The organism is Arthrobacter sp. TJ-58 (assembly GCF_058269295.1).
The window spans coordinates 169,630-182,177 of sequence record NZ_JBZCNM010000002.1 but is presented as its reverse complement, the minus strand read 5'-3'; the positions used below and the strand labels follow the sequence as shown (position 1 = coordinate 182,177).

The 12,548-nt window shown below is 64.4% G+C and carries 7 protein-coding genes and 1 pseudogene; 5 read left to right on the top strand and 3 right to left on the bottom strand.

Annotated features, from left to right (window positions below; translation table 11 throughout):
- Positions 1 to 55: 55 nt before the first annotated feature.
- Both purF and purM read left to right on the top strand, forming a co-directional pair.
- Positions 56 to 1,624: an amidophosphoribosyltransferase gene (gene purF, locus AC4D2W_RS07005; RefSeq protein ID WP_490926204.1), complete on the top strand. Its 1,569-nt coding sequence runs from the start codon at positions 56 to 58 to the stop codon at positions 1,622 to 1,624.
- Positions 1,621 to 2,736 carry a phosphoribosylformylglycinamidine cyclo-ligase gene (gene purM, locus AC4D2W_RS07000; RefSeq protein ID WP_490926203.1) on the top strand — a complete coding sequence of 372 codons (1,116 nt, stop codon included), beginning with the start codon at positions 1,621 to 1,623 and terminating at the stop codon, positions 2,734 to 2,736. The genes purF and purM overlap by 4 nt, the downstream gene beginning before the upstream one ends.
- A 180-nt stretch (positions 2,737 to 2,916) precedes the next feature.
- On the opposite strand, the gene AC4D2W_RS06995 is transcribed toward purM, so the two are convergent.
- Positions 2,917 to 3,153 carry a DUF3073 domain-containing protein gene (locus AC4D2W_RS06995; RefSeq protein WP_104102792.1) on the bottom strand — a complete coding sequence of 79 codons (237 nt, stop codon included), beginning with the start codon at positions 3,151 to 3,153 and terminating at the stop codon, positions 2,917 to 2,919.
- 275 nt (positions 3,154 to 3,428) lie between these two features.
- On the opposite strand from AC4D2W_RS06995, the gene AC4D2W_RS06990 reads away from it, so the two are divergent.
- Positions 3,429 to 4,520 carry a septum formation family protein gene (locus AC4D2W_RS06990; protein ID WP_490926202.1) on the top strand — a complete coding sequence of 364 codons (1,092 nt, stop codon included), beginning with the start codon at positions 3,429 to 3,431 and terminating at the stop codon, positions 4,518 to 4,520.
- A 36-nt stretch (positions 4,521 to 4,556) separates the two neighbouring features.
- Here the strand turns inward: AC4D2W_RS06990 and clpB are convergent, their stop codons facing one another.
- The gene (gene clpB / locus AC4D2W_RS06985) at positions 4,557 to 7,187 is read right to left on the bottom strand and encodes an ATP-dependent chaperone ClpB (protein WP_490926201.1); all 2,631 of its coding nucleotides are present in this window, start codon (positions 7,185 to 7,187) and stop codon (positions 4,557 to 4,559) included.
- A gap of 247 nt (positions 7,188 to 7,434) precedes the next feature.
- Positions 7,435 to 8,043, bottom strand: a complete 609-nt coding sequence (locus AC4D2W_RS06980) for an SRPBCC domain-containing protein (protein ID WP_490926200.1) — start codon at positions 8,041 to 8,043, stop codon at positions 7,435 to 7,437.
- Between the two features lie 393 nt (positions 8,044 to 8,436).
- On the opposite strand from AC4D2W_RS06980, the pseudogene betT reads away from it, so the two are divergent.
- Together betT and AC4D2W_RS06970 are read left to right on the top strand one after the other, a co-directional pair.
- Positions 8,437 to 10,541, top strand: a pseudogene (gene betT, locus AC4D2W_RS06975) (choline BCCT transporter BetT).
- Positions 10,542 to 10,590: 49 nt separating this feature from the next.
- Positions 10,591 to 12,546 (top strand): penicillin-binding transpeptidase domain-containing protein, encoded by a 1,956-nt coding sequence (locus tag AC4D2W_RS06970; protein ID WP_490926199.1) that lies wholly within the window; start codon positions 10,591 to 10,593, stop codon positions 12,544 to 12,546.
- Positions 12,547 to 12,548 lie beyond the last annotated feature (2 nt).

Sequence of the window (12,548 nt, the reverse complement as noted above, 5' to 3'; positions counted from 1 at the left end):
CGTAATGGTTGCGCATCAAGGTAAACCTTTCGCCGCGGCGTGAGAGACTACTCCCATGGCACGCGGTGATGGAAAGCTTTCCCACGATCTCATGCCCGGCGAAAAAGGTCCGCAGGATGCCTGCGGAGTTTTCGGCGTCTGGGCCCCCGGCGAAGAGGTAGCGAAGCTTACCTATTACGGGCTGTACGCCCTGCAGCACCGCGGACAGGAGTCCGCGGGCATTGCCACGAGTGATGGCAAAAGAATCAGTGTCTACAAGGACATGGGTCTGGTGTCCCAGGTCTTTGACGAGACAACCCTCAATACCCTCACCGGATACATTGCGGTGGGGCATTGCCGGTATTCCACTACGGGCGCTTCGCAGTGGGCCAATGCGCAGCCCACTCTCGGAGCAACCGCCAGCGGCACGGTGGCTCTGGCCCACAACGGGAACCTGACCAATTCCGCCGAACTGTACGAGCGGATCGTTGAACGCGAGGGCCACCCCCGTTCCGGCGAGATTGCCCAGGGCAACACATCGGACACAGCCCTGGTCACGGCCCTCCTCAACGGCTCGGACGGACGCTCCCTGGAAGCCACGGCGCTGGAACTGCTGCCTCAGCTGCGCGGAGCGTTTTCCTTTGTCTTCATGGATGAAGGCACGCTCTACGCCGCCCGCGACACGTACGGCGTGCGCCCGCTGGTCCTGGGACGGCTGAGCCGCGGCTGGGTGGTGGCCTCCGAAGGTTCCGCCCTGGCCACCGTTGGCGCCAGCTTCATCCGGGAAATCAAGCCCGGTGAATTCATCGCGATAGATGAAGACGGCATCCGGAGCACGATGTTCGGTGAGCCCACCCCCGCCGGCTGCGTGTTCGAGTACGTCTACCTTGCCCGGCCCGACGCCGTCATCAGCGGCCGGTCCGTCTATGAGAGCCGGGTGGAGATGGGCCGCCAGCTGGCCCGTGAGCATCCGGTGGAAGCCGACATCGTGATTCCGGTGCCGGAATCCGGAACCCCTGCGGCCGTGGGTTACGCCGAAGAATCGGGAATTCCCTTTGCCCACGGGTTCGTCAAGAACTCCTACGTGGGCCGCACCTTCATCCAGCCCAGCCAGACACTCCGCCAGCTGGGCATCAAGCTCAAGCTCAACGCCCTGGAATCCGTCATCCGCGGCAAGCGTGTGGTGGTGGTGGATGATTCCATCGTCCGGGGCAACACCCAGCGGGCCATTGTGCGGATGCTTCGCGAGGTGGGTGCCGCCGAAGTACATGTGAAGATCTCCTCCCCTCCGGTCCAGTGGCCGTGCTTCTACGGGATCGACTTCGCTTCCCGGGCGGAACTGATCGCCAACGGTGCTGCGGTGGAGGAAATCTGCGCCTCCGTGGGCGCGGACAGCCTGGCGTACATCTCCCAAGACGGAATGATCGGCGCCACCCAGCAGCCGCGCGAGCGCCTCTGCACTGCGTGCTTCACCGGCGTCTACCCCATTGAGCTGCCCTCGGCGGACAAACTCGGCAAGTCCTTGCTGGAAACCGCTGCCCCGGCCAATCCTGCCGAGGACAGCAGTGCCAACGGCTGCGACCCGGGCCCTGATTCCGAGTATGAGAACCTCCTCACCGAGTCCGACAAGAAGGAAGCCGTATGAGCTCGTCCAACACCGCCATCACCTATGCCTCTGCAGGCGTTGATGTTGAGGCCGGAGACAAAGCCGTTGAACTGATGAAGTCGGCAGTCAAGGCCACCCACAACTCCTCCGTCCTGGGCGGGGTGGGCGGTTTCGCCGGCCTCTACGATGTGTCCCGGCTCCTGACCTACAAGAAGCCGCTGCTGGCAACCTCCACCGACGGCGTGGGCACCAAGGTGGCCATTGCGCAGGCCCTGGACATCCACGACACCATCGGTTTTGATCTGGTGGGCATGGTGGTGGATGACATTGTGGTGGTGGGTGCCGAGCCGCTGTTCATGACCGATTACATCGCCTGCGGCAAAGTGGTTCCGGAGCGTATCGCCGATATTGTGCGCGGCATCGCGGCAGCGTGCGAGGTGGCAGGGACCGCGCTGGTGGGCGGCGAAACCGCCGAGCACCCCGGGCTTCTGGGCGAACACGAGTACGACGTCGCCGGTGCCGCCACGGGTGTGGTGGAAGCCGCCAACCTGCTGGGTCCCGAACGGGTGCGGAACGGCGACGTGGTGATCGCCATGGCGTCCTCGGGCCTCCATTCCAACGGTTACTCCCTGGTCCGCAGAGTCATCAATCATGCCGGCTGGCAGCTGGAGCGCCAGGTCAGCGAACTGGGACGCACGCTGGGTGAAGAGCTGCTGGAACCGACACGGGTTTATGCGGCCGACTGCCTGGACCTGGCCCGTCTGGAAGCCGCCGGAGTCCATGGGTTCAGCCATGTCACCGGAGGCGGCCTGGCAGCCAATCTGGCGCGCGTACTGCCCAAGGGACTCGAAGCCACAGTGGACCGCTCCACCTGGGAACTGCCGCCCATCTTCAAGCTGGTGGCCGAGCTGGGCAACGTTCCTCAGCCGGATCTTGAGCGCACGCTCAACCTCGGAGTGGGCATGGTGGCAATCGTCGATGCTGCCGGAGCGGATGCAGCCGTAGCCCGGCTGACAGAGCGCGGAGTTCCGGCCTGGGTGATGGGCACCGTGGGCGCTGCGGGCTCCGTACAGCCCGGCCCGGACTACGTTCAGGGCGCCAAGGGCGTTGACGGCGGAGCCGTCCGGCTCGTGGGAAACTACGCCGTCTAACCAAAGCGTCCGCTTCCCTCAGCGTCCTGTGCAAAGGGTGCCCATCGGCTTCGATGGGCACCCTTTTCCGTGCTGAAGATACGGCCTTGAGCAGTAAACGTGTCTTAACGGCCTTCAGCGGATCCACCCGGGGGTGATCCGCTGAAGGATAGCAATTGGCCGACGCTTTGAAGAGCCGCTTTAGCCGGTGCGGCGGGAAGTACCTTCATCGTCGTCATCGTCGCCAAATTGATCCGCGTACTTGTCTTCGTACGCCGAGTAGTCCGGCTCAGCCGGCTCCTCGGGATATCGACTCGATGGACGGCTCGTTGGTCCCGCAAGCTCACGCTGCAGTGCCGAGTAGTCCGTGGCCGGGGTGAAGTACTTCATTTCCCGGGCCTGCTTGGTTGCTTTTGCCTTTTGACGGCCGCGCCCCATGGCGTGACCCCCTTTTTGCGTCGATCCGGAGGTGGTCGCTCTGAGCAAATGAGCGAGGCCCCGGAATATTTGGTCAATTTGTCGTAAGTACAGGTTACATGTTTTCCGGGCACCTTGGTGCCCGCCTCGCCTTATAAGGCACTCGAAGCTACCGGATTGTTCACAGCCCGTGAAAGCCCCGGCCCTGCGGTCCTCCGGCAAGACTGGGTAAAGTCAGGGGTAGAGACCAATTCGGGGCCGCAGAAGGCCGTCTGCAGGGAGGAATGACGTTCACCATGAGCGATAAAAACAGCACACCGGAGAACCGTCCCTCGCCTGCGCACGGGGCTTCGACACCCGCGGCAAAAGCCACTCCGGAACCGTCACCGGAAGCAGCGGAGGCGGCTGCGGTTCTGCCCGATCTTGAAGCCCACGCAGAGCCGCCGCAGTGGCTCACGGGCGGCCAGAGCCACGACGGCGAGCTGTGGTCCACAGCCTTTGACGGCCAGGCGGAGAACCCCGCCGGCTCGCAGGATGAGCCCGCCCATACGGCAGCGGAACCCGAGCTGACCGATGACGTCACTTTGGCGGAGCCGGCACTGGAGAGCCCGGACATCAGCGCCGATGCCGCGGAAGCGTCCTCCCTCGCTGACGCCGAGGACGAGGTCAAGGCCGTGGAGGCCGAAGCCGCAGATGCAGCCGTTCTGACCGATCCGGCGGCCAATCACCCGGCCGCCCTGGCTGCCGGCCAGCCCGGGCCGGCGAAGGCCTCCCGCCCGGAGAGTGCAAAAGACGATGCCGGCGCTGCTGAGAAGCCAGCCGCCGCACCGGCTCCGGAGTCACGCCGATCCCACCGGACTGCAGAACAGCCCGCGGGAGCCGGCAGCAACAGCACCGGCAATGGCACCAGCGACGGCGGGAACACCAAACGGGTCCTGATCATCCTGGGCATCCTGGGCATCCTTGCCGTCCTCGTGGTACTGCTCTTTACGGTGGTGCTCCAACCGGAAAAGGCTCCCGGAGTCGTGGAAGAAAACGTGGAACCTCTGGATCTGTCGGCAGGCGACTGCCTGCAGGGATTTGAGGCGTTCGACCAGCCCGTCACCGTGGTGACCTGCGAGACGCCGCATAATGCTCAGTTGGTGGCAACTGACTCTTATCCGGAGGATGACGACTTTCCCGGCTCCGAAGCCCTTTCGGCCAAGGCCACCGAGGTCTGCTCCCAGGTGCAGTACTCAGAGACGCTGACCGCCAACCCCGATTTGAAGCTGCAGGAAACCAAAGTGGTTCCCACCGAAGACTCCTGGGATGACGGGGACCGCCGGGTCGACTGCTTTGTGGTCTCCAGCGGCGACCAGGACCTGACAGCCTCCCTGCTCCAGGAATAGAAGCGGGGAGGCTGTCAGGGAGAAGGCTGCTGTCGCCTAGGCGGCTTCCACCGTCAGCCCCGCCGGTTCAGCCACCAGCTCTTCGCCGTCCACGCTCATGCTGCCCTCGGGGCGGTCCACCAGCACAGTGTCACCGTCGGAGATCTTGCCGGCCAAAATGCCCTTGGCCAGTTTGTCTCCGATCTCGCGCTGCACCAGACGGCGCAGCGGGCGGGCGCCGTACGCGGGATCGTAACCCGTCAGCGCCAGCCATTCCCGGGCCGCATCGGTGACGTCGAGAACGAGCCGGCGTTCGTGCAGCCTGTTCGCCAGCGCCTGTACCTGGATGTCCACGATCTTGGAGAGGTCCTCCAGGCTCAGGGGATCAAAGAGGATGACGTCGTCGAGCCGGTTCAGGAACTCAGGCTTGAAGTTGGCGTTGACCATGGACATCACCGACTCCTGCTTCTGTTCTTCGGTCAGGCCCGGATCCACCAGGAACTGCGAGCCGAGGTTGGACGTCAGAATGAGGATGACGTTCCGGAAGTCCACCGTACGGCCCTGTCCGTCGGTGAGCCGGCCGTCGTCGAGCACCTGGAGCAGGATGTCGAAGACTTCCGGGTGGGCCTTTTCCACCTCGTCGAGCAGGATCACCGAGTACGGCCGGCGGCGGACCGCTTCGGTCAGCTGGCCGCCCTCCTCGTAACCCACGTAACCCGGAGGGGCACCCACCAGCCGCGAGACCGAGTGCTTCTCCGAGTACTCGGACATGTCAATGCGCACCATCGAGCGCTCGTCATCAAAAAGGAATTCCGCCAGGGCCTTGGCCAGCTCCGTCTTGCCCACACCCGTGGGGCCGAGGAAGAGGAAGGAACCGGTGGGACGGTCCGGGTCACTCACACCGGCACGGGACCGGCGGACGGCATCGGACACGGCATTGACCGCCTTGGTCTGCCCGATCAGGCGCGAGCCGATGTTCGCCTCCATGTCCAGCAGCTTTTGGGATTCGCCCTGGAGCATGCGCCCGGCCGGCACCCCGGTCCAGGCCGAAACGACCTCGGCAATGTCGTCGGCAGTGACTTCCTCCGACACCATCAGCTCATGCGTTTCCTCGCCGAATTTGCTTTCCTCCGCCTGCTGGGCAGCCTCCAGCTCCTTCTGGAGAGCGGGGAGTTCCCCGTAAAGGATGCGGGAAGCCTCGGTGAGGTCTCCGTCGCGCTGGAACTTTTCCGCCTCGCTGCGCAGCTCGTCGATCTGCGCCTTGATGTCACCCACGCGATTCAGGCCAGCCTTTTCCGCTTCCCAGCGGGCGTTCAGCGCCGCCAGCTGTTCCTTCTTATTGGCCATGTCTTCGCGCAGGACTTCCAGCCGCTCAACCGAGGCGGCGTCCGTTTCATTGGCGAGCGCCAGTTCCTCCATGGTCAGCCGGTCCACCGCCCGGCGCAATTCATCGATCTCCTCCGGCGCGGAGTCAATCTCCATCCGCAGCCGCGACGCGGCCTCATCCACCAGGTCAATGGCCTTGTCCGGAAGCTGACGGCCGGTGATGTACCGGTTGGACAGGGTGGCAGCCGCCACCAGGGCAGAGTCCGCAATGGCCACCTTGTGATGGGCCTCGTAACGTTCCTTCAGGCCGCGCAGGATACCGATCGTGTCCGGCACACTGGGCTCGCCGACGTACACCTGCTGGAACCGCCGCTCCAGCGCTGCGTCCTTCTCGATGTTCTCCCGGTATTCGTCCAGGGTGGTGGCGCCGATCAGGCGCAGCTCTCCGCGCGCCAGCATGGGCTTAAGCATGTTGCCCGCATCCATGGAACCCTCCGCCGCGCCGGCTCCCACCACAGTGTGCAGCTCATCGATGAAGGTGACAATCTGGCCTTCGGCGTTGGAGATTTCCTCCAGCACGGCCTTGAACCGTTCCTCGAATTCGCCCCGGTACTTGGCACCGGCCACCATGGACCCCAGATCCAGGGACAGCAGGGTCTTGCCGTTCAGGCTTTCGGGCACATCGCCGGCCACAATGCGCTGGGCAAGGCCTTCGACGACGGCGGTCTTTCCAACTCCCGGTTCGCCAATCAGGACGGGATTGTTCTTGGTGCGGCGGCTGAGCACCTGGATCACCCGCCGGATTTCCGCGTCGCGGCCGATCACGGGGTCCAGTTTGCCGCTGCGTGCCATCTCGGTCAGGTCGGTGCTGAACTTTTCCAGCGCCTGGAAGGTGTTCTCCGGATCGGCTGTAGTCACTTTTCGGTCTCCTCGTACGGATGGAAGGGCGGCCCGCAGGGCATCGTGGCCGGCGCCGTTGTCCCGCAGGGCCTTGCCCGCAGGCCCGCTGTCCAGCGACAGCCCCAGCAGAAGGTGTTCAGTGGACACATATGCGTCACCAAGCTGTTCGGCTTCCTGCTGCGCCGCGTTAATCACCTGCAGCAGCGGACGCGAAAACTGCGGCTGCGCCACGGATGAGCCGGAGGACGAGGGCAGGGCATGGATGGCGTTGCTGGCGGCGACGCTTACGGTGTCCGGATTGCCTCCCGCGGCCTTGAGCAGGGCAACCGCAACCCCCTGCCGCTGGTCCATGAGTGCCTTCAGCGCGTGGGCCGGCTCGATCTGGGGGTTGCCCGCCGTGGTGGCGTTCATGGCAGCTGCCTGCAGCGCCTCTTGGCTCTTGTTGGTGAATTTGGTGTCCACTACGGGCTCCTTCCAAGCTCAAACTGATCATTCAGCTCCCGGAAGGATGGCAAAGCAGAAGATCACCCGACCGGACGCAACAAACTTGAGTGTATTCCGCTCAACTTCGTCTGTAAAGTTATCCACAGCTTCTGGCAGGAGGTTTGCACCAATTCGAGCGGTGCCGGCAGAGAGCGGGCAACCGGGGTCAAAGACGGGTGTGCAGGGATCAGCCCGGAGCCGTGTCAGGGTGTGGGCCGGGTCCGGATCAGGAAGGTCCCGGAGTTGCTTCGTGTTCGCGGTCCCAGTGAGCCTTGGCCCCTTCCCACTGAGCGTTGCGCGTCTCATACAGTTCACGGCGGTCCCCTTCCAGGGACGTCCAGCCGATAATTCCCAGCGCCTCGTCGGGTTCGGTGCCGCCCAGATAGTCGATGAGGCTGTCGAGGAAAAACTCCCATCCGGGCCCTGCAGCCCATTCGCCTGATTTCGCGTCAATCAGAACGAAACCTGGCCGGATGGAGGCATACTTCAGCTCCGCCACGGTCCGGGAATTATCAGCCGTCAGGTGGATTTCCAGTTCCGCCGAGTGGCCGCCCGGACGTTTCACTGACACGGTCAACAGCCGCGGAGGGTCACACCGCAGGATCTCTCCCCGCGTTCCGTCTGGAAGTTCATAGGATCCGCCGCGTCGCAGGTCCCCCTCCGGCCGTCCAATGTAGCGTTCCAAAGAATCCGGATCTGAGATGGCGGACCAGACCTCTTCAATCGGATAATGGATGGGCCGGGTCAGCACCATCATGAGGGCGTGGCCTGCCTGGATCTGCCGCCGGCCGAAAGTGCGCTCGGTGGATGCGGTCGCGAAGTCCGGTTCGGACATGTTTTCCACTCCTCTGTAGAACAACAACCGGCCACCGGTTCCGGGTCCTCCGGCAGCCGTCAAGGCCGGTGGGCCGTCAGCAGGAATCAGCGGAAGCGGGGTTGGGCGCCGAGGCCGCGGACGGCCTGTTTTGCAAAACGGTAGCAGGGAAAACCAGCGGTGGACAGGGTCCGGCGCAGTCGCGGCAGTACCGTCCGGCCGTGACCGGAGCCGTGCAAATAGTGGTGCTGATCAGGCTTTTGATAAATTCGAAATGTCCTCCGCAGCCGCTCAGCCGTCCGCTGTCATGGGTCCCGCCGTGACGAAAAGTGCGGGCTGGTGCGTTGCCGGAACACCAACGCTTTTGGCTGCCGGAGTACTGCAACTCCACAGCAACCTGAAGGATTGTCCCCAATGAGAAAACTTGCGGAGCCGGAGCCTGCGGAAGCCGCTGAGCTGCGGACCCGCGTTAACAAGACAGTCTTCATAGGCTCCGCCGCCGGTGTCCTGTCCATTGCCCTGTGGGCCATGCTGGCCACGGACAACGCTGAGTCAGCCATCGGTTCCATGGTGAGCTGGGTCTCCGTCAACATGGGCTGGTACTACTTCCTGGTGTCAGTCTGGCCCTCATATTTGTCCTGGTGACAGCGTTGACCCGCGTGGGCAACCAAGCTCGGCCCGGACCATTCCAAACCCCACTTCAGCATGTTCACCTGGGCCGCCATGCTGTTCGCGGCCGGCATCGGCATTGACCTGATGTTCTTCTCGGTCTCCGAGCCGGTCTCCCAGTACCTTGCTCCGCCGGCCGGCGACGGCGGCACCGCGGAAGCGGCGCGGCAGGCACTGGTGCTGACCCTGTTTCACTACGGCATTACCGGCTGGGCGCTGTATGCACTGATGGGCCTGGCGCTGGGCTACTTCGCGTACCGGCACAACCTGCCCCTCAGCATCCGATCCGCGCTGCACCCCATCTTCGGAAAGAAGATCGACGGGCCGCTGGGACACGGGGTGGACATCGCTGCCCTCCTGGGCACCATCTTCGGCATCGCCACCTCGCTGGGCATCGGCGTCGTGCAGTTGAACTACGGGCTGAGCACCATATTCGGCCTGCCGGAAAACCTGACGGTCCAGATTTCCCTGATTGTCCTGTCAGTTCTCATGGCTACCATCTCCACGGTCTCAGGAGTGGAAAAGGGAATCCGCCGGCTCTCGGAGCTCAACGTAATCCTTGCCGTTGGACTCATGCTTTTTGTCCTGATAGCCGGCCGGACCAGCTTCCTGCTGGACGGCATTGTCCAGAACACCGGCGACGTCCTCAGCAGCTTCCCGTCCATGACCATGGACACCATGGCCTACGACCGCCCGATGACTGGCTGAGTTCCTGGACCCTGTTCTTCTGGGCCTGGTGGATTGCCTGGGCACCGTTCGTGGGGCTGTTCCTGGCCCGGATTTCACGCGGCAGGACCATCCGCGAATTTGTCCTGGGCACCATGATTGTCCCGTTTGCCTTCATCCTGCTGTGGATCTCCAGCTTCGGCAATTCCGCCCTGGACCTGGTCATGGGCGGCAACGCCGCCTTCGGGGACACGGCGATGAACCAGCCCGAGCGGGCCTTTTACGGGCTGCTCGAACAGTATCCGTGGGCACCGGTGACGGCTGCCATCGCCACTTTCACCGGCCTGCTGTTCTATGTGACGTCCGCGGACTCCGGTGCACTGGTGATGGCGAACTTCACCTCACATCTGAAGGACGCAGACTCCGACGGACCGAAGTGGCTGCGCATCTTCTGGTCCATGGCGACCGGGCTGCTCACCCTGGCCATGCTCATGGTGGGCGGGGTAACCACATTGCAGAACGCCACCATCATCATGGGGCTGCCTTTGTCCATCCTGCTGCTGTTCATCATGCTGGGCGTCTACAAGGCGCTGCGGGTGGAGAACTCGCTGACGGACAGTTACCGGGCCTCCCTGCCGAGCATCATCGCCGGACGCAGCATGGATGCCCGCGGCGGGCGCAGCTGGCGCCAGCGGCTTTCGCGCGTGATGACCTATCCGGGACCGCGGCAGGCAGCACGCTTCATCCAGGACGTGGCACGGCCCGCCCTGCTGGAAGTCCATGACGAGCTGAAGGAGCGCGGTGCCGACGCCGTCCTCTGCGAAGGCGAGGTGTCCCCGTACGGCATCCACCATCTGGATCTGCAGGTGGGTACGGCCGAAGAACGGGGTTTCAAGTACCAGATTTACCCCGTGCAGTGCGACACCCCGTCCTATGCCCACAACGCATCGGCGGACAGCAAGTATTTCCGCCTGGAGGTGTTCTCCCTCGAGGGCAGCCACGGTTATGACCTCATGGGCTACACCAAGGAACAGGTCATCACCGATGTCCTGGACCACTATGAGACCCATTTGGAGTTCCTGCACCTGAACCGGGAAATACCCGGCAACACGTCGATTGCGGAGGACCAGGCAACAAAAGACAACTGGGAATCGGATTTTGCCGGCGGAGCAGGACGCGCCTGACCAGGTGGGCGTCGCATCATCCCGATCACGGACCGGGTAGATTGTGCGAATGGGGAAAAACCACAAGCTCACATCTGTTTTGGCCGTATCGGCCCTGGCGCTGACGCTGATGTCCTGTTCGGAGCAAAAGTCCTCCCCCGACGACGCCGCGGCCGCCCTGGCCGAGGGCCTGGCCAAGGCGGACGTTGCGGCGTCGGCCTTTACCTCGGGAACCCCCGCGCAGGTGAACACCGAACTGGAGACGCTGCTGGCAGGCATGGGCACAGTCCGCCCCGCCGTCACCGTGGCCGGGATCGAGGAAGACTCCGAAAACGATGACGCCGCCACCGCCCGCCTGGGCTTCGCCTGGGACGTGAACATGGACTCGGAGCCGGACTGGCAGTACGAGACCACCGCGGATTTGCAGCGCGGGGAAGACGATGCCTGGCTTGTCCAGTGGGCTCCGTCCGTCCTCTTTGACTCCCTTGCCGACGGCGACCGCTTAGTCCGCACCACGTTCCGCGGGACTCGGGCCGACATCCTGGACCGCAACGGCCAGCCCCTGATGAGCTCCCGGCCGGTACTGCGGATCGGCATCAACAAGCCGGATGTGTCCGCGGACCAGCAGGCCTCCTCCGCCGCCGCGCTGGCCGCACTCGCCGGCCTGGATCCGGCGGCGTACACGGCCCAGGTTGAAGCGGCCGGCCCCGAAGCCTTCGTTGAAGCGATCGTCCAGCGTCAGGAAGCCGACGGCCCCACCACTCCCGAAGCGCTTGCCGCCATTCCGGGTGCCGTGACATTTCCCGATACCCGCACGCTCGCTCCCACCCGGACCTTTGCCCGCGCCCTGCTCGGCACCGTGGGCGAGGCCACCGCTGAGGTGATTGAGAAGTCAGACGGCAAGCTCTCACCCGGCGACCAGACCGGACTCTCCGGGCTGCAGCAGCAGTATGACGATCAGCTGCAGGGCAGTCCCGGCGTGGCAGTTAGCATCGAACATCCCACCGGCGTCACCCCGGTTTTTGACCTTCACCCGGGAACGAACGGCGTTCCCCTGCAAACCACCCTCGATCCCCGGCTGCAGACACTGGCGGAGGACGTCCTGGCTCAGGAGCCTTCGGCCTCCGCGATCGTGGCCGTCCAGCCCTCCACCGGCGACGTTCTCGCCGTCGCCAACGGCCCCGGAAGCGAGGGCCAGCAAACCGCACTGCTGGGCCAGTACCCGCCCGGCTCCACCTTTAAGATTGCAACCTCACTCGCCCTGCTCCGCCAGGGAAACACCCCGGACACCGCCCTGTCCTGCGCGGACGAAGTCAGCGTTGACGGACGAAAGTTCAACAACGCGAGCAGCTATCCGGCGGCGTTCGTGGGCAACATCCCTCTCCGTCAGGCCTTTGCACAGTCCTGCAACACCGCTTTCATCAATGCCCGGGACACCGTGCCCCAGGATGCACTGGCGGCTGCCGCCGCGGATCTGGGCATTGGGGTCCCCGCTTCCATGGGCGTGGAGGCCTTCTTCGGGTCCGTGCCTGAGAAGGCAGACGGCACAGCCCATGCCGCCTCCATGATCGGGCAGGGTGAAATCCTGGTTTCCCCGTTGACGCTGGCCATCGCCGCCGCCTCGGTGGGCAAGGGAGAACGGGTGACGCCTCGTCTGGTCACCCCGGCTGCAGCAACGGAGGCAGACGGCGGGGCAGCAACACCGTCTGCGACCGCCTCCCCCGAACCGACCGCCACAGCCGACGCGGGCTCACTCACCGCCACCGAGGCGGGCACGCTGCGCGAGCTCATGCGCGGGGTGGTCACCGACGGCGGCGCAAAGATGCTGCTGGACGTACCGGGTGAACCGGTGCTGGCCAAGACCGGCACCGCGGAGTTCGGCAGTGAGACGCCGCCGCGCACACACGCCTGGGTCGTTTCCCTGCAGGGCGACCTGGCAGTGGCGGTCTTCGTGGCCGAGGGCGAACTGGGCTCCACTTCCGGCGGACCGCTGATGAAGGCCTTCCTGGATGGCGCCGCCGGATAGTT

Bases quoted from the DNA above. Each gene is read 5' to 3' on its own strand.
- AC4D2W_RS06970 (WP_490926199.1), top strand. From the start codon at position 10,591: ATGGGGAAAAACCACAAGCTCACATCTGTTTTGGCCGTATCGGCCCTG.
- AC4D2W_RS06995 (WP_104102792.1), bottom strand. From the start codon at position 3,153: ATGGGGCGCGGCCGTCAAAAGGCAAAAGCAACCAAGCAGGCCCGGGAA.
- AC4D2W_RS06980 (WP_490926200.1), bottom strand. From the start codon at position 8,043: ATGTCCGAACCGGACTTCGCGACCGCATCCACCGAGCGCACTTTCGGC.
- purF (WP_490926204.1), top strand. From the start codon at position 56: ATGGCACGCGGTGATGGAAAGCTTTCCCACGATCTCATGCCCGGCGAA.
- purM (WP_490926203.1), top strand. From the start codon at position 1,621: ATGAGCTCGTCCAACACCGCCATCACCTATGCCTCTGCAGGCGTTGAT.
- AC4D2W_RS06990 (WP_490926202.1), top strand. From the start codon at position 3,429: ATGAGCGATAAAAACAGCACACCGGAGAACCGTCCCTCGCCTGCGCAC.